Below are 23,864 nucleotides of genomic sequence, written 5' to 3' on the forward strand. Positions count from 1 at the left end.
CAATGGAATCCAGACAACAATAGCGAAGAGGTCTGAATCTACCTGTCATCCCTCCCCCACTTGCAAGTTAACACTCACTCCTCGCTGAAGAGTTCACCACCATGCATATCAATCATTTCAAGTGCTTTTCCACCGCCACGGGCAACACATGTCAATGGATCTTCCGCAACAATGACAGGAATACCGGTTTCCTCTATCAATAAACGATCAAGATTACGCAGTAGCGCACCACCACCGGTCAGAATCATGCCTCGTTCTGAAATATCGGAAGCCAATTCTGGTGGGCACTGTTCAAGGGCAACCATGACAGCACTGACGATACCTGTTAATGGCTCTTGCAGAGCTTCAAGAATTTCGTTGGAATTAAGGGTAAAACCACGAGGTACGCCTTCAGCCAAATTACGACCACGAACTTCGATCTCCAACATTTCATCGCCGGGATAGGCTGAACCAATAGTGTGTTTAATACGCTCAGCAGTCGCTTCACCAATCAACGCACCATAATTACGGCGGACATAATTGATAATGGCTTCATCGAAACGATCACCACCGATGCGTACAGATGATGAATAAACAACCCCATTCAGAGAAATAACCGCCACTTCCGTGGTACCGCCTCCAATATCCACAACCATTGAACCTGTCGCTTCAGAAACAGGTAAACCAGCGCCGATAGCCGCAGACATGGGTTCTTCAATCAAAAATACTTCACGGGCTCCAGCACTGAGTGCAGATTCACGAATTGCCCGACGTTCAACCTGCGTTGCACCGACTGGCACACAAACCAGCACCCGTGGGCTTGGGCGCATAAAACTGTTGCTATGAACTTGTTTAATAAAGTGTTGCAGCATTTTCTCTGTAACATAAAAATCAGCAATCACACCATCTTTCATCGGACGAATTGCAGCGATATTGCCCGGGGTGCGGCCCAGCATTTGTTTTGCTTCTTGCCCAACGGCTGCAACACTTTTCGATGAACCTGCACGATCCTGACGGATTGCAACTACAGAAGGTTCATTCAATACAATACCCTGACCTTTGACATAAATAAGGGTATTGGCGGTACCCAAGTCAATAGACAAGTCGTTGGAAAACATGCCACGAAATTTTTTAAACATAGCGAAAGGATAATCCTGCAAGCTGGGGACGGAATGAAACCCGTCTACTCTACCAACCACATGAAGCAGCGACAAGGCGCATCAGCACCTGCTTCAATAAAAAAGTGGCTACGTTATTCATATCAACAACGCAATATTCTACGTTACTTTTCTTAAACAGAGCAGAAAAAAACTGCATAAAAATGGGTTAATTTTGCCAATTGTTCCATAACGAAATGTAGAAACCACCCGATTTTGCATAATTCAACATTATAGATAGTGCCACCGTTACTGCGATAGCCGATCCACATATCTCTATTCTAACCCGTCGGTGTGCCTGTAAACTCACTAAAGTCCACGTTTTTACTCATTATTTCCGATAATCACTGCAACTATCAGTCTGTGTAACGAACCAGCTAATCATGTAATAAATTCCACGTCAAATACAATACTTCCTGCTGCAATATAATAAAAAACAGAATTTTCTGAAATAGCTCGCAACATGCTGAAACAACATAGAAAAAACGCGAACAAATTCCGTTTTACAATCCATCAAAACTTTATTTTTTCTTATATTTCTTATGTAAACTGCCAATTTTTATCTATTATTATTTGATAAGAAAATCACTTACCAGAGAGCAGCACAATAATGAAATCCCTGCTACTTGAGCAACAACAGAATCAATTATCAGCTTCTATACAGGAAGTTAGCTCCTCCCTTCTGCCTGTAGGAGAAGTTACCGTTGATATTCACTGGTCAACCTTGAATTATAAAGATGCATTAGCAATCACAGGTAAAGGAAAAATTATCCGCCAGTTCCCGATGATACCAGGTATTGATTTTTCAGGAATTGTGCATAGTACTGAAGATCCCCGTTTTCACATCGGTCAGCACGTGCTGCTAACTGGCTGGGGTGTAGGAGAAAATCATTGGGGTGGCCTGGCAGAGCAAGCCCGAGTTTCAGGAGAGTGGCTGACACCTTTACCAATAGGTTTGGATAGCAGACAGGCAATGATCATTGGTACTGCCGGCTTTACTGCAATGCTATGTGTTATAGCCCTGGAAGAAGGCGGAGTCACACCAGAAAATGGTGATGTCATTGTGACTGGCGCCAGCGGCGGTGTAGGGAGTACTGCGGTAGCACTACTTTCACAACTCGGCTATTCCGTTGTTGCTGTCAGCGGCAGGCAGGAAAATCACGAATACCTGTTCTCCCTTGGAGCAAAAAAAGTTCTACCACGCGATGAATTTAACCGTCCCCCTCGCCCGCTAGAAAAACAGCTTTGGGCTGGAGCAATTGATACGGTGGGCAATAATGTACTGGCAACAATACTGGCTCAAACTCACTACAGCGGCACTGTTGCAGCTTGTGGGCTCGCTGGTGGAGTCAATTTGCCAACAACAGTTATGCCATTTATTTTACGGAATATACGTCTGCAAGGAGTAGATTCTGTCACTGTTCCATCAATAAAGCGGCCTGCTGTATGGCAGCGCCTGCAAAAACTGTTGCCCGCCTCTTTTTATCAACAGATAACCACTGAGATAACACTGGATCAAACCATAGAATACGCGAATAAATTAATAGCTAACCAAGTAACAGGACGGACGTTAGTCAAGGTTCGTTGAGAATTGTGACTAGCCTCGAAAGTACGGCTGTTTTATTCTTGACATTTTCTCTGATAAGACCAGTATTTAGCTGCTAAATGCCACGATATGGTTATAATGTCGCGCTTTACCGCAGAAACAAGCTTAGTGACGGTTATAAAAAGATGACAAATCGTTAACAGCGGATTATGTTGAGGCGATTGTTGACAAATTGCCGGAGATACCAGCACAATGGCAGACAAGTTTCACATTTTACTCCTTAATGGCCCTAACCTAAATATGTTGGGAACCCGGGAGCCCGATATCTACGGCAGCTTAACGCTCGATGATATCGTCAGCAAATTGTCTGAAAAAGCCCATAAATTGGGGATTAAATTCAGTCATCTGCAATCCAACGCAGAATTTGAGCTGATAAACAGAATTCATTCTGCACAGGGTAATACTGATTTTATCTTAATTAACCCAGCTGCATTCACGCATACCAGCGTGGCACTGCGTGATGCATTGTTGACGGTAAAGATCCCATTTATTGAGATCCACCTCTCCAATGTTCACGCTCGCGAGCCATTTCGTCATCACTCATACCTTTCAGATCTTGCCGTTGGTGTAATCTGCGGTTTAGGGGGAGATGGCTATAGCTTTGCATTACAGGCAGCGGTAAACCGCTTGTCAAAACTCAACTAAATGAAACAGAAGAGTACGGAATCACACTCATGGATATTCGTAAGATAAAAAAACTGATCGAGCTGGTTGAAGAATCTGGCATTTCTGAACTGGAAATCTCTGAAGGGGAAGAGTCAGTGCGCATCAGCCGCGCATTAGCCCCCCAGAGTTTTCCGGCAGCTCAACAATATATTCCTGTCCAGGCGCAACAACCTGCGCTGGCTAACGCTGTTGCACCTTCTCAAGCTCTGCCAGAAACTATCAGCGAAAGATCAGCTGAAATCAGTGGTCACATTGTTCGTTCTCCAATGGTGGGTACTTTCTACCGTACACCTAGCCCAGATGCGAAACCATTTATTGAAATCGGCCAACGTATCAATGTGGGTGATACCCTGTGTATCGTTGAAGCTATGAAAATGATGAACCAGATCGAAGCCGACAAAGCCGGTGTGGTTAAAGCGATTCTTGTAGAAAATGGTCAACCCGTTGAATTTGACGAGCCGTTGGTCGTCATCGAATAACGAGGCGTTCCCATGCTTGATAAAATTGTAATTGCTAACCGTGGTGAAATCGCACTGCGTATCCTGCGAGCTTGTAAAGAGTTGGGGATCAAAACCGTTGCGGTACATTCATCTGCGGATCGTGACTTAAAACACGTACTGCTGGCAGACGAAACTATCTGTATTGGCCCGGCAGCTTCTGCAAAAAGCTATCTGAATATCCCGGCGATTATTTCGGCGGCAGAAATCACGGGTGCAGTAGCCATTCACCCTGGTTACGGTTTCCTGTCTGAAAACGCAGACTTTGCTGAACAAGTTGAACGTTCTGGCTTTATTTTTATTGGCCCGAAAGCAGAAACGATCCGCCTGATGGGTGATAAGGTTTCCGCTATCAATGCGATGAAAAAAGCCGGCGTTCCTTGTGTACCTGGCTCTGATGGCCCACTGTCTGATGACACAGAGAAAAATAAAACCATTGCTAAACGCATCGGTTATCCCGTGATCATCAAAGCATCCGGTGGCGGTGGCGGTCGCGGTATGCGCGTCGTCCGCAATGATAAAGATCTGGAACAATCAATCAATATGACCCGTGCGGAAGCAAAAGCTGCTTTCAATAACGATATGGTTTACATGGAAAAATTCCTTGAAAATCCACGTCATATTGAGATCCAAGTACTGGCTGACGGTCAGGGTCAAGCAATTTATTTGGCTGAACGTGATTGCTCTATGCAACGCCGTCACCAGAAAGTTGTTGAAGAAGCCCCTGCACCGGGTATCACGCCAGAAATGCGTCGCAACATTGGTGAGCGCTGTTCCAACGCATGTATCGAAATTGGCTATCGTGGTGCAGGTACTTTCGAATTCCTGTATGAAAACGGCGAGTTTTATTTCATTGAGATGAATACTCGTATTCAGGTTGAACACCCAGTGACAGAAATGATTACCGGTGTTGACCTGATTAAAGAGCAATTACGGATTGCCGCAGGGATGCCGCTTTCAATTAAACAGAAAGACGTTATTGTTCGTGGTCACGCTATTGAATGCCGTATTAACGCCGAAGATGCAAACACTTTCCTGCCAAGCCCAGGTAAAATTACCCGTTTCCACTCACCGGGTGGATTTGGTGTGCGTTGGGAATCGCATATTTATGCCGGCTATACCGTGCCTCCTTACTATGATTCAATGATTGGTAAGTTGATTACTTACGGTGAAAATCGAGATAACGCCATTGCCCGGATGAAAAATGCATTGGCAGAACTGATTATCGATGGCATCAAGACAAATATCGAACTTCAGCAAGCGATTATGAATGATGAAAACTTCCAGAATGGTGGCACGAATATTCACTATCTGGAGAAAAAACTGGGATTACAGGAAACTTAAACCCGGTTTAATAACATCCACATATTTTAAGGAGCGTTCAAACGCTCCTTTTTTATAGAGTCATAGTTATTTTATTTATCACCCATTTAAGCAGACAAATACTGGTGAACAATTTCACGGCCTATTTCAATTGAAGCCGTTGCTGCCGGTGAAGGCGCATTGCAAACGTGTAGTGAGCGCTTACCAGCAACGATATGAAAATCATCAACCAACTTGCCATCGGCAGTCAGTGCTTGGGCACGCACACCAGAGGAGCCAGGAACAATATCCTCGACATTGAGTTCAGGTATCAAGCAACGGGCATTGGCAACAAACCGTTTTTTACATAATGAACGGTACATCTCCGCCATTCCTTCACCAAAATAAGCTCGAGCGATTTTCCAAAAACCACGGTAACTCAATATTTCACTAAGATCTTTCAGATTAATATCGGTTTTCTTATAGCCTTCTCGCTTAAATGCCAGTACCGCATTCGGGCCAATATCACGTTTACCGTTATACATGCGGGTAAAATGTACACCAAGGAAAGGGAAATCCGGATTCGGTACTGGGTAGATTAAATGGTTAACCAAATCGTTTTTTTCACTATTTAACACATAATATTCACCGCGAAAGGGAATGATTTTCATACCGATATCATAACCGGCCAAACAGGCGATACAATCGCTATGCAACCCGGCGCAATTAATCAACCATTTTGCCTGATAACTATTTTGTGGCGTGATAACGTCTACTTTGTCACTGCGTTCTTTAATATCTGTAACCATTTGACCATAAATCAAAGTCGCACCGCGCCGCTGGATGATCTCTGCCATTTTATTTGCAACTTCTTTATAGTTCACAATACCAGCATCGGGAACAAGTAACGCTTCTAACCCATTAACATGCGGCTCACGCTCATTAAGTTGCAAACGGTTTAGTCGGCTAATTTCCAAACCATTTTGTAATCCACGCTGATAGAGATTTTCTAGCAATGGTAATTCTTTCGGCTGTGTGGCAACAATCACCTTACCACAGCGATCATGGTACAAATCATGCTCGCGACAAAAGGAGAACATGGTTTTATTACCACGCGTCGCCAAACGAGCCTTCAGGCTGCCGGGTTTATAATAAATACCTGAATGCACCACATTGCTATTATGACCGCTCTGATGCCTGGCTGGCGTGTTTTCTTTATCTAACATCAATATCTTGATGTTCGGCTGAGCTTCCTGCAACGCGTTAGCAACGCCAAGCCCGACAATACCAATACCAACAATAATATAATCATACATACTCTATTCCTTATTATTGATTCAGCTACTGTTCAACCTATTCTTCTAAATTTTTTCAATGAGTAAAGTTTGATATTCCTGATATTAGTCAGGCCAATTTCCGTAGAATAGTAGATTCTTCCAATAGGAATAGTCACTATCGATAAAAATATTTTACCAATATTTTTAATTTTCCCTACTATAGCAAACATGGTGACAAATATTAGACAAATTACTGCCAACAATAATTTAATTTCATATTGCGTTTCACGGTATTAATTTTTCAGCAAAACTAAAATTATTTACTTCGTCATCATATTTTGCCTGAATAAATCCATATCTTGCCGTACAATCCTTCCCTTCCCATCTTATTTAATTACCGGAAGAACGAATGGACAGACGATTTGTTCAATCCCATAAAGAAGCACGCTGGGCAATGTTCCTGACATTTGCCTATCTTATTGGCTGGCTGCTGACAGCTTATTTGCCCGATGATACTCCTAGTGTCACTGGCTTACCGCGCTGGTTTGAAATGGCATGTTTGTTACTGCCTGTAACATTTATCATCCTCTGCTGGTTGATGGTTAAATTTATTTTCAAAGAAGTCCCATTGGAGGATGAGAATGCAAAGTGAAGTTATCTTACCTCTGCTAGGCTACCTTGCTTTGGTATTTCTTTTATCAATTTACGCTTATAGACGCCGCCAGCAAGGTTCTTTCTTGACTGAATATTTCCTTGGTAACCGCTCAATGGGTGGCTTTGTGCTGGCAATGACCATCACCGCGACCTATATCAGTGCCAGCTCATTTATTGGCGGGCCAGGAGCAGCTTATAAATATGGCCTTGGATGGGTATTACTGTCTCTGATTCAGTTACCAGCAATATGGCTGTCCCTTGGCGTACTGGGTAAAAAATTTGCCATTCTCGCCCGTCGCTATAATGCCGTCACTCTCAATGACATGCTGTATGCCCGCTATGGCAGTCGTTTTCTGGTTTGGTTTGCCAGCTTAAGCCTTTTAGTAGCTTTTATCGGAGCGATGACAGTTCAGTTTATTGGCGGCGCACGCCTGCTAGAGACCGCCGCAGGTATCCCTTATGGCACTGGATTGATGATTTTTGGTATCTCTATCGCTCTCTATACCGCATTTGGTGGTTTTAGAGCAGGAGTCCTCAATGATGCCCTGCAAGGGCTGGTCATGCTGCTAGGCACAGTTCTACTGCTAGTAGCGGTTATCTATAAGGCCGGTGGTTTGCCGGAAGCTGTTGCCACATTACGAGCTATTAATCCTGAATTAGTTTCCCCACAGGGAGCAGACCATATCCTCAACGGGCCTTTCATGGCATCTTTTTGGATACTCGTCTGTTTTGGCGTTATCGGGCTACCTCATACCGCAGTTCGTTGCATCTCCTACCGCGATAGCAAAGCCGTCCATCATGGGATTATCATCGGTACCATCGTCATGACCATCCTCATGTTTGGTATGCACTTGGCAGGTGCTCTTGGCCGGGCAATTATTCCGGATCTGACCATTCCCGATCAAGTGATCCCAACACTGATGATCACCGTGTTGCCACCATTCGCAGCCGGAATTTTTCTGGCCGCGCCGATGGCGGCAATTATGTCAACGATCAATGCACAATTGCTGCAATCTTCTGCCACGATCGTAAAAGATCTCTATCTAAACCTGTTTCCACAACAAATCGCTCAAGAAAAAAAATTGGCCCGGATTTCCAATTGTTCTACCTTGGTTCTTGGCTTGTTGCTACTTTTAGCTGCCTGGCGTCCACCAGAAATGATCATCTGGCTGAATCTACTGGCTTTCGGGGGCTTACAAGCCGTATTCCTCTGGCCATTAGTGCTGGGACTGTACTGGGAAAAAGCTAATGCATATGGCGCAGTCAACTCAATGATGACAGGGGCAGCAAGTTACACCCTGCTCGCCAGTTTCAATATTCAGCTATTAAACTTTCATCCGATCGTACCATCACTGCTATTCAGCCTGCTGGCTTTTGGGATTAGTAATACCGTCGGCCACCGGTTGTCACAACGAGTGATCAAGCTTCATTAAGCTGGTCGTTTTAACTCATTTTTAATAAAGAGAATTTTTATGCCTTGGATACAACTTCGATTAAATACCACAGGACAGCTAGCTGAATCCCTAGGAGATAATCTGATGGAAAGTGGAGCAGTATCAGTCACTTTTCAGGACAGCCACGATAACCCTGTATTCGAGCCCCTGCCAGGTGAAACCCGTTTGTGGGGAGATACAGACGTCATCGGGCTTTATGATGCTGAAACTGATATGAAAGCAGTTATCCGCCAACTTGAACAAGTTCCCCTACTGGGTAAAGGATTTGTTCATAAAATTGAGCAACTGGAAGATAAAGACTGGGAACGCGAATGGATGGATAACTTCCACCCAATGCGTTTTGGTGACCGTCTTTGGATCTGTCCAAGCTGGCGTGACATTCCTGATCCTAATGCTGTCAATGTCATGCTAGACCCTGGGCTGGCTTTTGGTACAGGTACCCATCCAACTACATCATTATGTCTTCAATGGCTGGATGGCCTTAATCTAGAGGGTAAAACCATCATTGATTTTGGTTGCGGCTCCGGCATATTGGCAATTGCTGCATTAAAACTCGGTGCAGCGCACGCTATTGGCATAGATATCGATCCACAAGCCATTCAAGCTAGCCGAGATAACGCAGAGCGTAACGGCGTTCTGGAGCGTTTAACACTATATCTGGCGAAAGATCAACCAAACAATCTTGAATCTGACGTAGTAATTGCTAATATTCTGGCAGGCCCCTTACGTGAGCTTGCCCCTGTAATTGGTGCATTACCAAAATCGGGGGGGCTGTTAGGATTATCTGGTGTGTTAGCAAGTCAGGCAGAAAGTGTTATTCAAGCCTATACTGATAAATTCACGATAGATCCTGTTGCGGAACAAGAAGAGTGGTGTCGGATATCTGGGGTAAAAATAGTAACAAATTAAAATTATTTTATTTTGTTATGATAAATAAGAGTAACTTTTGATCACTTACTGGTGGTAATCCGTGCTATCAGAAAACTTACTGATAGAAAAATCTTAAGTGGTAAACTTTACCAATAACATATAACACCATGTTATTTATGAATAATTATATTTACTCCAGAATAAAAGCTGGAAAAAAGTTGTAACAAATGTCGATTTGCTCAAAGTTTGGCCTTTCATATTTTGCGAAAAATGCGTAATATACGCGCCCTTGCAGTCACAGTATGGCCACTCTTTTTTCGTCTATGCGTATCGGACAATACCAGCTGAAAAACTGTCTTATTGCGGCCCCAATGGCTGGCATAACCGACCGTCCATTTCGGTCACTATGCTATGCAATGGGTGCGGGAATGGCAGTATCGGAAATGCTTTCTTCCAATCCACAAGTTTGGAAGACAGACAAATCTCGGCTGCGTATGGTTCACAGTGACGAACCGGGAATTCGTTCCGTGCAAATTGCCGGTAATGATCCAGATGAGATGGCAGCAGCAGCGAAAATTAACGTCGCTAATGGTGCTCAAATCATTGATATCAACATGGGGTGCCCAGCCAAGAAAGTGAATCGTAAGTTGGCAGGTTCAGCTTTACTGCGTTACCCGGAATTGGTCGAAAAGATCCTTTCCACTGTTGTAAACGCAGTAGATGTTCCTGTTACGCTGAAAATTCGCACTGGATGGTCGCCAGAAGAACGAAACTGTGTAAAAATTGCCCAATTGGCCGAGCATTGTGGTATTCAGGCTCTAACGATTCACGGCAGGACTCGTGCCTGTCTGTTTAACGGAGAAGCGGAGTATGACAATATTCGGACAGTTAAGCAGACTGTTGCCATCCCGGTTATTGCCAATGGTGACATTACTGACCCGCTTAAGGCCAGAGCAGTGCTTGAATACACTGGGGCTGATGCCCTAATGATAGGCCGCGCTGCTCAGGGAAGACCCTGGATCTTCCGGGAAATCCAGCACTATCTGGAAACAGGGGAACTGCTGCCACCGATGCCAATTGGCGAAGTGCAGCGTTTAATGAACGAGCATATACGGGAATTGCACGACTTTTATGGTCCAGGCAAGGGAGCCCGTATCGCACGTAAGCATGTATCTTGGTATCTCCGGGAACATGCTCCTGATGACCAGTTCCGGCGCACATTCAACACCATAGAGGATGCCAGCGAACAGCTGGAGGTGTTGAAGGCATATTTCGAAAATTTTGCGTAATATAAAGAAAAGAGCTGACAGAACTATGTTCGAACAACGCGTAAATTCTGACGTACTAACCGTTGCTACTGTAAATTCACAAGATCAGGTAACTCAAAAGCCTTTGCGTGACTCAGTTAAACAAGCACTGAAGAACTATTTTGCTCAACTGAATGGTCAAGATGTTAATGACCTGTATGAGTTGGTACTGGCTGAAGTGGAACAACCATTGTTGGACATGGTGATGCAATACACCCGTGGCAACCAAACACGAGCTGCTCTGATGATGGGCATCAACCGTGGTACACTGCGTAAGAAATTGAAAAAATATGGTATGAACTGATAGAAATCAGTTAACTTACTAAAAAAAGACACTTTTACTTTGTTGAAGTGTCTTTTTTTGCTGCCTGTTATATACAGCAGAAGGAGCCACAGGATATAAAATCTTTATCTATTCTACTAACTGTTCTGTTCACTCATGATTCGAAGTTCTCCTGACATCAGGTCATTCCGTCATTGACCGGTTATTTCCGGATTTCACCAGCATCAAATAATTACTTACCGCTAGCAATAAAATAAAACAACCACAACATACCAAGACAACACCGAGACGTTGGCTCCATCCCGTCAGCATCAAACCACCACCCAACAGCAAATAATATAGTAAGCCCAATAATGCTCCTGCCGTTCCCAATCTATCCGTATAATTAATCAATGCAGAAGCTAGGATGTTAGGAATTGCAATTCCGTAGGCCACAACAATCAAAATCATAGGCAAGATAAACAACCAGCTAGCTTCCATAGCCATTATCAGTCCTCCCCCAATAAGAACAATGACAGAAGAAAGCAACACTAAATTTGATGAATTCCATTCTTTTTTCAGCAAGAATTTATTCGACCAAGCACCAATGCCTACTCCCAATGCTAAAAATAATCCCGTGTAACCAAACATCTCAGGAGAGAATCCTAACCGCTCAAAATTAAATGGAGCTAATTGATAATAGCTAAACAAACACAAGTTAAAGAGCGCTATCAGTAAAGCACTGCGCCAAATTGTTACATCCTTAAACATGATAATTAAAGTATTTGTTAGCGGTACTTTCGTCACTACCGCAGGGCGAGTTTCAGGTAAATGAATGACAGACCAGCCTGATAATAATACCGCGAGTAAAGACAAACCAAAAAAGACGCCTTTATATCCCCAGAAGTGTACCAAAATAGAACCACTTATCATGCCAATTGCCGGGCTGACTGCCAAGGCTATTCCCATGACAGAAAACACCCGAGCTAATTCACTTCCCTGGTAAGAATCTCTCAGCATTGTTTGAGTCCCTACCGAGCCTACGGCAGCACCAAACGCAGATAACATTCTGGCGGCCAGTAATAACTCAAACTGGCTGCTGAGTAATGCCATTAGCGAAGCACCGCTATAGAGTAACAACCCACCCAACAGCGTTGGCCGTCTGCCTATGAGATCGCACATACACCCCCAAACGACCATGCCGATAGCAAATGCGAAAAAATACAAAGATAGAGTTTGAGCGGCCTGCTCGGCACTCACTTTAAATTCCTTTGCGATATTGGTTAATGCCGGGCTATAGATAGTTTCTACAATTTGTGGAAACATCATCAGCGCTGTTGCCAGCGCAAGTCCAGGTTTACGTTGCATTGTGTTTTTATTAATCGGTTAGACAATAAAACGTAAATTAGCATGCTCTCAATTGTCGTATTACAATAATAAAGACAATTTATTTATTAAATAGGACATAAAGATGGCATGGCTTTCCCGTGATGATAGTTTTGATCCTGATAGCCTTGGCGTACCGGTAGTGGGGATTGCAGCTGAACTAGGTCAGCATGACTCAAGATTTCATCAACATGAGATGGGGCAATTATTATTTACCCAGCAAGGATGTATTAATATTACCCTGGCAGATCGCTTATGCATACTTCCACCAACTCGGGTTGCCTGGATTCCACCACGTATTATTCATAGAGCAGAGATAAAAGAATCCGTCGGGTATCGCTCGATTTACCTAGATGTAAATCAGATCGGATGTTTAGCAGAAAACGTTGAGGTATTGGAAGTTACACCTGTGTTACGTGCAGTATTAGAGCGAATAGCACTGTCTCCTTTCAATACAGATTGGTTAGATGGACCTGCGGCTAACCTGTTGGCCGTTTGTCTTGACGAAATCCATCTGGCAAAGAGAGAGCCTACATTATTACCACTCCCTTTCGATCGTCGTTTATCCTGCATTCCTATGACCACACTGCCACCACCGCTCAAAATACTGGCAATGAATATCGGTGCAAGTGAGAAAACCATCAGTCGGATATTTCGCCGGGAAACAGGACTCAATTATCAGCAGTGGCGACAACAATGGCGTTTGATCAAATCTATCGAATTACTGGCAAAACAAGGTAATTTGTCATCTGTTGCTAATGAATTAGAATTTGCCAGTGATAGTGCTTTTGCAATATTTTTCAAGAAAATGACCGGTCGATCACCAAGGGAATATATGTCTGCTTATAAGGAACGTAATTATTGAAATAATATACAAAAATTGCCGACATCAAAATAATTATTCACCATATGAATATAGATGCCGGCAAATGTATCAGATAAAGAAGATAATTAAATAAAAGCTAATAACATTCTACGCACATAAAATATACTTGTTAAAAGCTATTATTTTTCATCGTCATTTATCAGCTGATAAGATACAGCAATATTTGCTGCCTGACGAGCTAATGGACTGTAATCACTGGACAAATATATCCCCGCAATATAGTGGCTTTCACCAACATAAAACTTCCTATATCGAGATGTTCCAGGCGAGCCCAATGACAATGAACGACCATCATTCAAAGTAAAGACCGCTTGATCAACAGCACCATTGCCCCATACTTCCAAACTGGTAATTCGACTACCATTCAGAGAAATAGATGACGTCTCATCAGATATTGTACCTAATTGATGGCGACTACTATCATCAAATACAACTGTCAGCCCTCCTACCCTCGCAGCCCCTCCAATACGCACAATATGTCCCGTTAACGAATCTATTTTTCTTCTTTTTCCTCCATTAAGAGCTGGTTTGAGAGGTGGAGTCATATCTTTCTCTGGCGTCAATGCCTGAATTCTGGCTTTTGCTGTTTGACGGTCAAAGAAAGTAGAATAACTTAAAACATCAACATAGATTCTATTATTTACAGACTCAGCTTCACTTAATTTATCCCAAATACTGATATATTCAATTCCATGTAAACGACAGTGACCATGAACAGACATCACATTATTTGCAACAGTGTCAGCAGTCGAGTTATTAAGAGCATCATTAAGCTCTCTATCATATATATTATTAATATAACTATTAGCCTGTTCTACCGTCTTCTTAATTAACCCTCGGACTTTTTCAATGTCAATATTACTAAGCCCAATTTCATCTTTTCTCTCTAAACCAGTAACCCAATATGTTATCTGCATCATAACCGTAGTAGAAAACATGGGTAATATCTGATAGTTAACATCATCCGAAAAATTATTAAATTTTTTGTGATAACCATCTATATTTTCTGCCAGGTTATTAAAAGCACTCCTCGCTTCTTCTGATCCAGGATGCTTATCAAGCAGATCAGCAACGGTTGCCATCCGCTCTTGTATATAGGCAATGTCACCAGCAAGGATACCTTTAATCGTCTTTAACGCAGACTCCTCTATCATCCTTTCAATTTGTTTGACAATCCCTTCCCATATATTTTCTTTCGATTGAGGCCAGAATAAACCGACTAAAAAAGATATAGCAGGGCCAACTGAAGGTATAAAAGATATTCCCCCTATGATTGCATTTTTTACAATGTCAGTAACATCCCACTCTAATGCACTCGTTTTTACAGCATATTCATTAGCCACAATAGTTCTTATATCTAAAACATTTTCTGTCTGCATAATGAAACCCTTCAATCAAGATAAGATGTTTAAACCAAATTTGCCGTAACATAAGCAACTTTATCCGTGTTATTATAGATAACGAATTTACTATAATAAAAAGAGTTACTAGGCACGTTTAATACCTTATCTTCTCCTAATCCTACATCTATAGAACCAGACTCAAACCATTCAGAGGTAAAACTATGAGACCAGTAAAATTTAGCCGTAACACTATTCGCTAGCCCTGTATTTACAACTCTCAGAGATTGTCTAGACTCTGGAATTACTGGTGTATCTATTCTAAATACTTCCACACTAGCATGAGGTGATATAGTCAGATCATTCAAAGGACCAACTGCATTAAAACCTTTATATACTGGAACAGGAGAATTAGAATAAACTTCTGCTTTCTGTTCATCTGAATCAACAACAATGGTTATTCTAGACATATTTACTTTCCTCATTAAAATTTAAATAAAACTCACTCAACTTACATATAAATATTTTCAAAACACAGTATTACCACTTAATTAAAGGCACTCTTTAACCAGCATAGAACCACTATTAATTTTGAAACTTAATTCCCTGATTATTATGTGGACTTCACATATCACAATAACTCACCAGAACATTAAAATATCCATATTATAGGTCAATCATTAATGATGGTATATCTGAAACAAATCGCAATGATATAAAACTATAGCAGAGATATAGTTTGTGTCAACACCATGCTTTAATGAAATCACTATTATTTAGGAAATATTAAAATCATACGAGACACAAACAATATATAAAAAAACATTAAAATTATTACCATTATGTTATTCACCTGAATTTACAATATTAACATTGGTTACTAAAGTGTTATATAATTCTATTTCTCACTTTATAAATTTAACTTTATTTAGAGAACGATAATAATCCACTTGCAATATTTAAATGATAATAAATAAAACAGCCCAGTATCATAGAAATATATTTACATTATATCCACATTAACAGTGTTATTATTTAAAATTAATTATATCTTCTACACAATAATATTTTTAAAACCATTCTATTTCTGATAATAGAAAATTAACTTAATGGCAAAATAATTTTAACCATTCAAATATGCTGATACAATTAATTGGCTTCTAATTACTCCACCAATAAACTATATCGCTCAAAATATGACGAAAAAACATAGAAGGGCATCACATTTGTACTTATATTTTAGATATTGCCGGTCGGGAAGCTTAAAACATTCTGCCAGCTCAACGCCTTTTGCATTTAAATGAGAGCAGCTTTCAAAGCATTTGGGGCCACACTAGTTGCCCTAGCCCCAGATAATGCCAAACTTAAAACATTATTTATGGCGTCTTCACCTTGGGAGAAAGCATCTTTCCAGCACTACAAGGATAATCAACCATCTGATATTCCTTTCATTGCGAAAAAGAATATGTCTCTATCCCCCCAAATACGCATTTCTCACAGCTTCATTAGTTAGTAATGCAGAACCACTGTCTTCCAGTACAATCTTACCGTTTTCTAGTACATATCCCCGGTCAGCCAGTTTTAGCGCCTGATTTGCATTCTGCTCAACCAGAAAGATTGTCATTCCCTCTTCCCGCAACTGCTGAATAGTATCGAAAATCTGTATGATAATTATCGGTGCCAGCCCCAATGAAGGTTCATCCAGTAACAATAACTGTGGCTGGCTCATCAAAGCGCGACCAATTGCCAACATTTGCTGTTCACCGCCAGACATCGTTCCAGCCCGTTGGCTGCGTCTTTCCTGTAAGCGAGGAAATAAGCCATAAACCCGTTCAATACGCTGCTGATATTGCGTTTTGTCAGCAAAAAAACCGCCCATTACCAAATTTTCCTCCACCATCATACGGGCAAATATTCTGCGTCCTTCTGGAACAATAGCAATGTCTTCACGCATAATACGCGCTGTCGGCCATTGAGTGACATCCTTGCCTCGAAAAATAATGGCACCTTCCGTCGCTCTGGGTGCACCACATAATGTACTGAGCAAGGTTGTTTTTCCCGCACCATTTGCACCTATCAGAGTGACGATTTCTCCCTGCTGAATATTCAAGCTAACCTGATGCAGCGCCTGAATTTTTCCATAATGGGCAGATACCTGCTTAAATTCCAACATGATTAATACACCTCACCCAGATATGCCCGGATAACATCCGGATTATTACGAATCTCTTCTGGCCGTCCTTGTGCCAAAGGTATTCCCTGATTAACAACATAAATGCGATCTGAAATTCCCATTACCAACTTCATATCGTGCTCAATCAGTAAAACAGAAACCTGATGATATTTTCTTAGTCCATCAATCAAGGCATTAAGTTCCTCTGTCTCTTTTGGGTTCAAACCCGCCGCTGGCTCATCCATCATTAGAACTTCGGGACGTGTCACCATACAGCGTGCAATTTCCAAACGCCGTTGCTGACCATATGCCAGATTACCTGCCAGTCTATTTGCCAGTGATAATAAACCAATCCGCTTCAACCAAATTACTGCCCGATCTACAGCCTCAGATTCTGCACGGCAGAATGCTGGCGTTTTAAAAAGCCCGGCCAGGAGACTACTTTTCAAATGCTGATGCTGCGCTACCAATAGATTTTCAATCACGGTCATTTCACGGAACAATCGTACATGCTGGAATGTTCTAACCACTCCCATACGGGCAATTTCCTGCCCAGATAACCCTTCCAGATGTTTTTCCCGCAATTTTATGGTTCCGCTAGTCGGACGGTAAAACCCGGTCAAACAATTAAAGATCGTGGTTTTTCCTGCACCATTAGGCCCAATGAGAGAGACAATTTCACCCTGATTAAGTAGCAGAGCAACATTGTTGACAGCCAGCAAACCACCGAAGCGCATGGTCAGATCAGAAACCCGCAACAATGATGTTGCACTCATCCCCGTTCTCCTTCCTGTACATAGCTTTCCTGCTGTTTCAGCCTAACATCACAGCGTTTCATTGGTAGCAACCCTTGCGGGCGCCAAACCATCATCAGTACCATCATTGCCCCTAGCAACAGCATGCTGTAAGCATTTAGATCACGCATCATCTCACGAGAAACCACCAACAGAATTGCCGCCAGTATCACCGCAGTTTGCGAACCCATTCCTCCGAGTACCACAATAGCCAGCACGAAAGCAGATTCAGCAAAAGTAAAAGATTCTGGGCTAACGAAACCTTGCCGGGCCGCAAATAACGTGCCAGCAAAACCAGCAAATGTGGCACTGATGGTAAATGCAGCCAGTTTGATACGAGTTGGGCTAATCCCCAAAGAACGGCAAGCAATTTCATCTTCACGTAGTGCTTCCCACGCGCGCCCCAATGGCATACGCAACAATCGATTGATAATAAATATCGTTACTATCACCAATAGTAACACTACCAGATACAGGAAGATGATTCGGTCACTTGGATCGTATTTCCAACCAAAGAAGTTATGGAAAGTATCCCAGCCTCCCTCTTTCACACTGCGGTTAAATTCCAACCCGAAGAAAGTAGGTTTGGGGATCTGGCTGATGCCATTTGGGCCACCTGTTATTTCAGTATTATTCAACAGTAAAATACGAACAATCTCACCAAAACCGAGTGTAACAATAGCCAGATAGTCACCCCTCAATCTCAATACGGGCAAACCTAATAACAGCCCGGATAAAGCAGCGGTTAGCCCTGCCAATGGCAAGCTTTGCCAAAATCCCAACCCGTAATAGTGACTGAGTAAAGCATAGGTATAAGCACCGATAGCATAAAAACCAGCATATCCAAGCACCAGCAACCCTGACAAGCCAACCACTACATTCAAACCCAATCCCAACATGACATAAATTAATGTCAGCGTAGCAATATCGACGCTACCACGAGAAACCACAAACGGCCAAACAATGGCAGCAATAATGATCAATGCCGCCAATCGTTTTTGTCCTTTAGTTGAACCATCGAAATCAGGTAGCACCCGACTTTTAAGTGGTACTTTTTTCATCGTCTGCTGAATAACCGGACGCAATAACTGGAACAGAAAAACAACCGCACAGCCAATACCAATCCATATCCAGCGCACTTCATCAGCACGGTGAACGACTAACTGCGTACCATCCAGTGACAACTGCATCCCCATCATAAAAATAGACAGCACAAATAAAGCGACTGAGGCGATAATGGCATTAATCCAATTGGCATGTTTCATACTTTTTCTACCTCCGGACGGCCTAAGATCCCGGTAGGCATAAACAACAACACAATAATAAGCAGAGCAAAGGAAACAACATCTTTATATTCTGTGCTCAAATAAGCAGAAGTCAGAGCTTCAGAAATTCCCAAGATCAAGCCGCCAATCATTGCCCCCGGAATACTGCCAATCCCCCCCAACACAGCTGCGGTGAAGGCTTTCATTCCTGCCATAAAACCGATATACGGATTTATCACACCGTAGAACTGTCCCAGCAAAACACCAGCTACCGCGGCCATTGCGGCGCCAATAACAAAGGTTAAGGAAATGACTTTATCAGTATTGATTCCTAACAAACTGGTCATTTTCAAATCTTCCGCGCAAGCACGACAAGCGCGTCCCATACGGGAATAGCGGATAAACATCGTCAGTACCAGCATGGCAAGAAATGTAACTATCCAGATAGTCAGTTGCATTGCAGTAATACTGGCAGAAAATCCATCACTTTCACCCAATACCCACTGTCCGGTAATCAGACTTGGCAGTGCAAGATCGCGGGAACCTTGTGACAAACTGACATAGTTTTGCAGGAAAATAGACATTCCAATTGCAGAAATCAGAGCAATCAGGCGCTTAGAGTGACGAACGGGTCTATAAGCCACCCGTTCAATACTCCAACCATAAGCGCTGGCAATAACAATTGATGTCAAAAAAGCAGCGGTAACCAGTAACCAACCTAGATCGATGCCCATCATCATCAGGGCTGCAATCACAATAAAGGAGACATAACTGCCAATCATATAAACTTCGCCATGAGCAAAGTTAATCATCCCGATTATGCCGTAAACCATCGTATAACCAATGGCAATCAATGCATAAGTGCTACCCAGAGTAACTCCATTTAGCATCTGTTGTAAGAAATAGAGAAATTGCTCTGACATACCTTAATACCTCTGGAATAGCAGCCCCTGCCAAACAGGGGCTGACGGCCATTAAAATGACTTTACTTCACAGAGGTAGAAGAACCATCTGCATGCCATTCAAAAATACCGAACTCGAATCCTTTCAAGTCACCAGCCTCATTCCAGCTCAGTGTGCCCATTACGGTATCTATTGGATTAGTTTTTAGATCTTTTACTAAATCAGTAGGTTCCATGCTACCGGTACGGCTCATTGCTGTTGTCAGAGATTGAATGGCAGCATAAGTTGTCCAGACGAATGGCCCGGTTGGATCTTCTTTCTTGCCTTTGATCGCATCAACAACCGCCTTGTTCACTGGAACCTGATCATAACGCTTAGGTAGTGTTACTAACATTCCTTCAGAAGCCTCACTGGCGATATTGGACAACGAAGAATTACCTACACCTTCTGGTCCCATAAAGCGAATATTCAGACCGGCCTGCTTAGCCTGACGCAGAATTTGCCCCATTTCAGGGTAATAGCCACCGAAATAGACAAAATCCACGTTCTCTTTTTTCAGACGGGCGACTAATGCTGAGAAATCTTTATCACCCGCAGTCACGCCTTCAAACAGTACAATATTGACTCCTGCTTTTTTCAATTTGTCGAGAACAGAACGCGCTAACCCTTCGCCATATTGCTGTTTATCATGAACAATCGCCAAACGCTGAGGTTTGATCTTTTCAGCGATATATTTCGCCGCTGTTGGTCCCTGATCAGAATCCAACCCTGTAGTACGCAGAATCATTTGGTAGCCACGAGTCGTCAGATCGGCATTAGTCGCTGCTGGCGTAATCATAATGACACCTTCATCTTCATAGATATCAGATGCTGGCTGAGTAGACGAAGAACACAGATGACCGATAACATAACGAATGTTGTCATTAATCACCTTGTTAGCGACTGCAACTGCCTGTTTCGGATCACAGGCATCATCATATTCAACACCCACCAGCTTATTGCCATTAATGCCACCTTTGGCATTAATATCTGCAATCGCCTGACGTGCACCAGTAAATTCCATATCACCATACTGAGCAACGGGTCCAGACATCGCCCCGACAATCGCTACCTTGATCTCTTTTGCCCATAGTGAATGGCTCATCACCATGGCAATACAACCTGCTAATAATGCTTTACCTGTTATGATATTCATTTATTTATCCCCGTATTGTTATTGGTCTTATTTATTGTGTTTGCCTTTAAAATCTTTCATTATCTGGCTGGAAATTATGACCTTTTGTGATTGATGATTAGATAAAGTGATTTTTGTTAATAAGACTTTATTTTTCATGTCATTAAAATAGCATTTCATGCTTAAAATCAAATTAACAAGGTAGCCAAAAGCATTATATACAGAATAAAATACCACCGAAGATGGTTGTAATTTAGACAAAACATAGTGTGATATTCTGGTTAAATATTAGTAAAGCAATCTTTAACTCGAAAGATCGAGGTCATTAAAAACATTTTTTCCAGTAACGTATAAAAACAGTTGCACAACACACTGCCTATCTATTCATTTACAATTGATATGGAAAAACCATGAAATTAACTATCGAGCAACTTACTGTTTTATCAGTACAAGATATGATTGATCTGGGGAAGATCTGGCCTCAACAAACACCTGAACAATGGCAAATCTATCTAAAAAACGGGAATAAACTGTTTGCTGCCCGTTTTAATGGCAGATTACTAGCCGCAGTAAAAATTACTCTCAGTCATCAATTTGGTCTGCTTGAAGATTTGTGTGTCCGTGAAATAACACGTCGCCGGGGAGTCGGTTTATATCTGATAAATGAAATAAAGGTCCACCATCCTACCGTTAAGCAATGGAAGCTCAGCCTCGAAGGTTTCCCAGATGCCAACGAGCCAGCATTAAAAGGTTTTATGAGCGCCTGTGGTTTTCATTATGACGCGACGTCAAATTATTATTCTAATTGACCCATTTTCCAGACAGCAGCCACATTGCGGGCAGTCACTCGTAAATTTTCATGCCCGCAAGCAAGAGCATCAGAAAGAGAACAAACACCGGGAATAATGGAAAAAACAGCATCCAATCCATGATCATGAACAATGCTGTAGTCCTTACTCATACTGCCAACCAGTGCAATGGTTGCAATGGCATATTTTTTGGCGATACGGGCAACACCAATTGGCGTTTTACCATAAATAGTCTGGCTGTCTATCCGACCTTCGCCAGTAATAACCAGATTAGCACCCTGTAGCGCTTCTTCCAGCTTTAGAGTGGAGATAACAATATCAATTCCCGGTTGCAATTTAGCGTTCAGCCAACCAAGTAAAGAAGCCCCCATACCACCTGCTGCTCCTGCACCGGGTACATCAATGACCCTGGTTTCTGTCAAGAATTCAATTTTTTCACCATAATGACGTAAAGCAGCATCCAATTCTTTCACCATCTCTGGTGTCGCCCCTTTCTGTGGACCAAAAATAGCCGATGCACCCAACTCACCACATAGCGGGTTAGTCACATCACAGGCGACGATAATTTCAGTGTGACTCAAACGAGAATCCAAACCAGAGAGATCAATTTCAGCAAGCTGGCTTAATGCTGCACCTCCAGCTTTGAGTTCTTTACCACTAATATCAAGCAGATGAGCCCCCAGTGCCTGCATCATACCGGCACCACCATCATTAGTCGCACTGCCCCCAATCCCCAGAATTATCTTTCTGACACCTTTATCTAAAGCAGCCAGTATCAGCTCACCTGTACCATAAGTCGTGGTTATCAGTGGATTACGCTGCTCTATTGGAACCAAATGCAGACCAGAAGTCGCAGCCATTTCAATAATAGCCGTTTTTTCATCACCCAGAATACCGAAAAAGCTATCCACTGGCTGATTTAACGGCCCAGTAACAGACAAATGGATAACCTGACCATTCATGGCTGCTACCATTGATTCAACTGTACCTTCACCACCATCAGCCATTGGTAATTTGATATATTCGGCTTGTGGATAAATTTCACGAAATCCCTGTTCTATTGCTTCAGCGACCTGCGAAGCACTGAGACTTTCTTTAAATGAATCAGGTGCAATCACAATTTTCATACAATTCACTCAGGGTTGAAAACTCTGAAAAATAGGAACAAAAAAGGCGATAAATCATTATCGCCCTTTAACTTATTCATGATGACTACATTAAATTTATTTACGCCTCAATCGCTACCCGCAGTTTTTTCATGGCATTTTTTTCAAGCTGACGTACGCGCTCAGCAGAAACACCGTACTTATCAGCCAGTTCTTGCAAGGTAGATTTATTATCATCATCCAACCAGCGACAACGGATAATATCCTGACTGCGCTCATCTAAACCTTCTATTGCCACTGATAATTTATCAGCAGCATGGTTTTCCCAGTTGTCCTCTTCGATACCGTCTGCAAAATCAGACGCTTTATCCTGAAGATACAGAACAGGAGCAACCGGCTGGCCTTCCTGATTATCATCATCGGCAGACATATCAAATGCCATATCCTGCGCTGACATACGAGATTCCATCTCACGTACATCTTTACTGGTTACACCAAGTTCTTTAGCAACCATCTCCACTTCGTCTTGATTGAACCAACCCAGACGCTGCTTAGTTTTGCGCAGATTAAAAAACAGCTTACGCTGCGCTTTAGTTGTTGCAACTTTTACAATACGCCAGTTACGCAGCACATACTCATGGATTTCAGCTTTAATCCAGTGAACGGCAAAAGAAACCAGACGTACCCCCACCTCCGGGTTAAAACGACGTACTGCTTTCATCAAGCCAATGTTCCCTTCCTGAATTAAATCTGCCTGAGGCAAACCATAACCAGCATAACTGCGAGCGACATGAACAACGAAGCGCAGATGAGACAGAATCAGCTTCTTAGCTGCATCCAGATCTCCCTGGTAATGCAGCCTTTCAGCCAGTTCCTTCTCTTCCTCTGCTGTCAGCATCGGATAGGCATTAGAGGCGCGGATATAGCCCTCTAGACTTCCTTGAGGAACTAACGCTAAGGTTTGCATTTCTTTGGCCATTCAAATCCTCTCAAATAA

Annotated in this window: 24 protein-coding genes; 12 read left to right on the forward strand and 12 right to left on the reverse strand. The window is 42.5% G+C overall.

The features are described from left to right. Nucleotides 1-74: 74 nt before the first annotated feature. Nucleotides 75-1,118 (reverse strand): rod shape-determining protein MreB, encoded by a 1,044-nt coding sequence (gene mreB / locus C5469_RS12940; protein WP_036768430.1) that lies wholly within the window; start codon nt 1,116-1,118, stop codon nt 75-77. A gap of 33 nt (nt 1,119-1,151) precedes the next feature. On the opposite strand from mreB, the gene C5469_RS24055 reads away from it, so the two are divergent. From C5469_RS24055 to accC, 5 genes are all read left to right on the forward strand, one after another. Beyond that, nucleotides 1,152-1,274, forward strand: coding sequence for a hypothetical protein (locus tag C5469_RS24055; RefSeq protein ID WP_278249762.1), 123 nt, complete (start codon nt 1,152-1,154; stop codon nt 1,272-1,274). 472 nt (nt 1,275-1,746) lie between these two features. Beyond that, the gene (gene acuI / locus C5469_RS12945) at nt 1,747-2,724 is read left to right on the forward strand and encodes an acrylyl-CoA reductase (NADPH) (protein ID WP_166307223.1); all 978 of its coding nucleotides are present in this window, start codon (nt 1,747-1,749) and stop codon (nt 2,722-2,724) included. 210 nt (nt 2,725-2,934) lie between these two features. Continuing rightward, nucleotides 2,935-3,387 (forward strand): type II 3-dehydroquinate dehydratase, encoded by a 453-nt coding sequence (gene aroQ, locus C5469_RS12950; protein ID WP_166307226.1) that lies wholly within the window; start codon nt 2,935-2,937, stop codon nt 3,385-3,387. 29 nt (nt 3,388-3,416) lie between these two features. Further along, the gene (accB, locus tag C5469_RS12955; RefSeq protein WP_166307229.1) at nt 3,417-3,887 is read left to right on the forward strand and encodes an acetyl-CoA carboxylase biotin carboxyl carrier protein; all 471 of its coding nucleotides are present in this window, start codon (nt 3,417-3,419) and stop codon (nt 3,885-3,887) included. 12 nt (nt 3,888-3,899) lie between these two features. Next, a complete protein-coding gene (gene accC / locus C5469_RS12960) occupies nt 3,900-5,249 on the forward strand; it encodes an acetyl-CoA carboxylase biotin carboxylase subunit (protein ID WP_166307232.1) in 1,350 nt (449 codons plus the stop codon). 86 nt (nt 5,250-5,335) lie between these two features. Here accC and lhgO read toward each other — a convergent pair whose 3' ends face one another. Then, nucleotides 5,336-6,523 (reverse strand): L-2-hydroxyglutarate oxidase, encoded by a 1,188-nt coding sequence (gene lhgO / locus C5469_RS12965; protein ID WP_166307235.1) that lies wholly within the window; start codon nt 6,521-6,523, stop codon nt 5,336-5,338. Between the two features lie 370 nt (nt 6,524-6,893). Here lhgO and C5469_RS12970 point away from each other — a divergent pair, with 370 nt between their 5' ends. The 5 genes from C5469_RS12970 to fis all read left to right on the forward strand — a co-directional run bounded on the left by C5469_RS12970 (nt 6,894) and on the right by fis (nt 11,073). Then, nucleotides 6,894-7,136: a YhdT family protein gene (locus C5469_RS12970; protein WP_166307238.1), complete on the forward strand. Its 243-nt coding sequence runs from the start codon at nt 6,894-6,896 to the stop codon at nt 7,134-7,136. Then, on the forward strand, nt 7,126-8,571 hold the full coding sequence (gene panF, locus C5469_RS12975; protein ID WP_166307241.1) for a sodium/pantothenate symporter: 1,446 nt from the start codon (nt 7,126-7,128) through the stop codon (nt 8,569-8,571). The genes C5469_RS12970 and panF overlap by 11 nt, the downstream gene beginning before the upstream one ends. 39 nt (nt 8,572-8,610) lie before the next feature. Next, nucleotides 8,611-9,501, forward strand: a complete 891-nt coding sequence (prmA, locus tag C5469_RS12980; protein WP_166307244.1) for a 50S ribosomal protein L11 methyltransferase — start codon at nt 8,611-8,613, stop codon at nt 9,499-9,501. 284 nt (nt 9,502-9,785) lie between these two features. After that, entirely contained in the window at nt 9,786-10,751 is a 966-nt protein-coding gene (gene dusB, locus C5469_RS12985; protein WP_166307467.1) for a tRNA dihydrouridine synthase DusB, read from the forward strand. A 25-nt stretch (nt 10,752-10,776) separates the two neighbouring features. Continuing rightward, nucleotides 10,777-11,073 carry a DNA-binding transcriptional regulator Fis gene (fis, locus tag C5469_RS12990; RefSeq protein ID WP_010847912.1) on the forward strand — a complete coding sequence of 99 codons (297 nt, stop codon included), beginning with the start codon at nt 10,777-10,779 and terminating at the stop codon, nt 11,071-11,073. Nucleotides 11,074-11,235: 162 nt separating this feature from the next. Here the strand turns inward: fis and C5469_RS12995 are convergent, their stop codons facing one another. Then, nucleotides 11,236-12,399 (reverse strand): MFS transporter, encoded by a 1,164-nt coding sequence (locus C5469_RS12995; RefSeq protein ID WP_166307247.1) that lies wholly within the window; start codon nt 12,397-12,399, stop codon nt 11,236-11,238. Between the two features lie 103 nt (nt 12,400-12,502). Between C5469_RS12995 and C5469_RS13000 the strand changes: the two genes are divergently transcribed. Further along, nucleotides 12,503-13,282, forward strand: coding sequence for an AraC family transcriptional regulator (locus C5469_RS13000; RefSeq protein ID WP_166307250.1), 780 nt, complete (start codon nt 12,503-12,505; stop codon nt 13,280-13,282). 140 nt (nt 13,283-13,422) lie between these two features. Here C5469_RS13000 and C5469_RS13005 read toward each other — a convergent pair whose 3' ends face one another. The 7 genes from C5469_RS13005 to C5469_RS13035 all read right to left on the reverse strand — a co-directional run bounded on the left by C5469_RS13005 (nt 13,423) and on the right by C5469_RS13035 (nt 20,973). Beyond that, nucleotides 13,423-14,682 (reverse strand): insecticidal delta-endotoxin Cry8Ea1 family protein, encoded by a 1,260-nt coding sequence (locus tag C5469_RS13005; RefSeq protein WP_166307253.1) that lies wholly within the window; start codon nt 14,680-14,682, stop codon nt 13,423-13,425. A gap of 29 nt (nt 14,683-14,711) precedes the next feature. After that, entirely contained in the window at nt 14,712-15,113 is a 402-nt protein-coding gene (locus tag C5469_RS13010) for a hypothetical protein (RefSeq protein ID WP_166307256.1), read from the reverse strand. Nucleotides 15,114-16,114: 1,001 nt separating this feature from the next. Further along, on the reverse strand, nt 16,115-16,816 hold the full coding sequence (livF, locus tag C5469_RS13015; RefSeq protein WP_166307259.1) for a high-affinity branched-chain amino acid ABC transporter ATP-binding protein LivF: 702 nt from the start codon (nt 16,814-16,816) through the stop codon (nt 16,115-16,117). A gap of 2 nt (nt 16,817-16,818) precedes the next feature. Further along, a complete protein-coding gene (gene livG / locus C5469_RS13020) occupies nt 16,819-17,592 on the reverse strand; it encodes a high-affinity branched-chain amino acid ABC transporter ATP-binding protein LivG (RefSeq protein ID WP_166307262.1) in 774 nt (257 codons plus the stop codon). Further along, on the reverse strand, nt 17,589-18,875 hold the full coding sequence (locus C5469_RS13025) for a high-affinity branched-chain amino acid ABC transporter permease LivM (RefSeq protein WP_166307265.1): 1,287 nt from the start codon (nt 18,873-18,875) through the stop codon (nt 17,589-17,591). Before C5469_RS13025 ends, livG begins: the two co-directional genes overlap by 4 nt. After that, nucleotides 18,872-19,798: a high-affinity branched-chain amino acid ABC transporter permease LivH gene (livH, locus tag C5469_RS13030; protein WP_166307268.1), complete on the reverse strand. Its 927-nt coding sequence runs from the start codon at nt 19,796-19,798 to the stop codon at nt 18,872-18,874. The genes C5469_RS13025 and livH overlap by 4 nt, the downstream gene beginning before the upstream one ends. A 62-nt stretch (nt 19,799-19,860) precedes the next feature. Beyond that, nucleotides 19,861-20,973 (reverse strand): branched-chain amino acid ABC transporter substrate-binding protein, encoded by a 1,113-nt coding sequence (locus C5469_RS13035; RefSeq protein ID WP_166307271.1) that lies wholly within the window; start codon nt 20,971-20,973, stop codon nt 19,861-19,863. 389 nt (nt 20,974-21,362) lie between these two features. On the opposite strand from C5469_RS13035, the gene panM reads away from it, so the two are divergent. Further along, on the forward strand, nt 21,363-21,761 hold the full coding sequence (gene panM / locus C5469_RS13040) for an aspartate 1-decarboxylase autocleavage activator PanM (RefSeq protein ID WP_166307274.1): 399 nt from the start codon (nt 21,363-21,365) through the stop codon (nt 21,759-21,761). Here the strand turns inward: panM and C5469_RS13045 are convergent. Together C5469_RS13045 and rpoH are read right to left on the reverse strand one after the other, a co-directional pair. After that, nucleotides 21,749-22,888: a glycerate kinase gene (locus tag C5469_RS13045; protein WP_166307277.1), complete on the reverse strand. Its 1,140-nt coding sequence runs from the start codon at nt 22,886-22,888 to the stop codon at nt 21,749-21,751. The two genes, panM and C5469_RS13045, sit on opposite strands and share 13 nt — an antisense overlap. A 100-nt stretch (nt 22,889-22,988) precedes the next feature. Next, on the reverse strand, nt 22,989-23,846 hold the full coding sequence (gene rpoH / locus C5469_RS13050; protein ID WP_036768456.1) for an RNA polymerase sigma factor RpoH: 858 nt from the start codon (nt 23,844-23,846) through the stop codon (nt 22,989-22,991). Between the last annotated feature and the right edge of the window lie 18 nt (nt 23,847-23,864).

Source organism: Photorhabdus cinerea, assembly GCF_011189575.1.
In the GTDB taxonomy this organism is placed as follows: domain Bacteria; phylum Pseudomonadota; class Gammaproteobacteria; order Enterobacterales; family Enterobacteriaceae; genus Photorhabdus; species Photorhabdus cinerea.

What these genes read in the sequence shown, in the direction of transcription:
- rpoH (WP_036768456.1), bottom strand. Translation starts at nt 23,846, where the DNA reads ATGGCCAAAGAAATGCAAACCTTAGCGTTAGTTCCTCAAGGAAGTCTA.
- prmA (WP_166307244.1), top strand. Translation starts at nt 8,611, where the DNA reads ATGCCTTGGATACAACTTCGATTAAATACCACAGGACAGCTAGCTGAA.
- C5469_RS12995 (WP_166307247.1), bottom strand. Translation starts at nt 12,399, where the DNA reads ATGCAACGTAAACCTGGACTTGCGCTGGCAACAGCGCTGATGATGTTT.
- C5469_RS12970 (WP_166307238.1), top strand. Translation starts at nt 6,894, where the DNA reads ATGGACAGACGATTTGTTCAATCCCATAAAGAAGCACGCTGGGCAATG.
- panF (WP_166307241.1), top strand. Translation starts at nt 7,126, where the DNA reads ATGCAAAGTGAAGTTATCTTACCTCTGCTAGGCTACCTTGCTTTGGTA.
- C5469_RS13035 (WP_166307271.1), bottom strand. Translation starts at nt 20,973, where the DNA reads ATGAATATCATAACAGGTAAAGCATTATTAGCAGGTTGTATTGCCATG.
- livH (WP_166307268.1), bottom strand. Translation starts at nt 19,798, where the DNA reads ATGTCAGAGCAATTTCTCTATTTCTTACAACAGATGCTAAATGGAGTT.
- C5469_RS13005 (WP_166307253.1), bottom strand. Translation starts at nt 14,682, where the DNA reads ATGCAGACAGAAAATGTTTTAGATATAAGAACTATTGTGGCTAATGAA.
- panM (WP_166307274.1), top strand. Translation starts at nt 21,363, where the DNA reads ATGAAATTAACTATCGAGCAACTTACTGTTTTATCAGTACAAGATATG.
- C5469_RS13000 (WP_166307250.1), top strand. Translation starts at nt 12,503, where the DNA reads ATGGCATGGCTTTCCCGTGATGATAGTTTTGATCCTGATAGCCTTGGC.
- lhgO (WP_166307235.1), bottom strand. Translation starts at nt 6,523, where the DNA reads ATGTATGATTATATTATTGTTGGTATTGGTATTGTCGGGCTTGGCGTT.
- aroQ (WP_166307226.1), top strand. Translation starts at nt 2,935, where the DNA reads ATGGCAGACAAGTTTCACATTTTACTCCTTAATGGCCCTAACCTAAAT.
- C5469_RS13010 (WP_166307256.1), bottom strand. Translation starts at nt 15,113, where the DNA reads ATGTCTAGAATAACCATTGTTGTTGATTCAGATGAACAGAAAGCAGAA.
- livG (WP_166307262.1), bottom strand. Translation starts at nt 17,592, where the DNA reads ATGAGTGCAACATCATTGTTGCGGGTTTCTGATCTGACCATGCGCTTC.
- acuI (WP_166307223.1), top strand. Translation starts at nt 1,747, where the DNA reads ATGAAATCCCTGCTACTTGAGCAACAACAGAATCAATTATCAGCTTCT.
- C5469_RS13045 (WP_166307277.1), bottom strand. Translation starts at nt 22,888, where the DNA reads ATGAAAATTGTGATTGCACCTGATTCATTTAAAGAAAGTCTCAGTGCT.
- C5469_RS24055 (WP_278249762.1), top strand. Translation starts at nt 1,152, where the DNA reads ATGAAACCCGTCTACTCTACCAACCACATGAAGCAGCGACAAGGCGCA.
- livF (WP_166307259.1), bottom strand. Translation starts at nt 16,816, where the DNA reads ATGTTGGAATTTAAGCAGGTATCTGCCCATTATGGAAAAATTCAGGCG.
- mreB (WP_036768430.1), bottom strand. Translation starts at nt 1,118, where the DNA reads ATGTTTAAAAAATTTCGTGGCATGTTTTCCAACGACTTGTCTATTGAC.
- C5469_RS13025 (WP_166307265.1), bottom strand. Translation starts at nt 18,875, where the DNA reads ATGAAACATGCCAATTGGATTAATGCCATTATCGCCTCAGTCGCTTTA.
- fis (WP_010847912.1), top strand. Translation starts at nt 10,777, where the DNA reads ATGTTCGAACAACGCGTAAATTCTGACGTACTAACCGTTGCTACTGTA.
- accB (WP_166307229.1), top strand. Translation starts at nt 3,417, where the DNA reads ATGGATATTCGTAAGATAAAAAAACTGATCGAGCTGGTTGAAGAATCT.
- accC (WP_166307232.1), top strand. Translation starts at nt 3,900, where the DNA reads ATGCTTGATAAAATTGTAATTGCTAACCGTGGTGAAATCGCACTGCGT.
- dusB (WP_166307467.1), top strand. Translation starts at nt 9,786, where the DNA reads ATGCGTATCGGACAATACCAGCTGAAAAACTGTCTTATTGCGGCCCCA.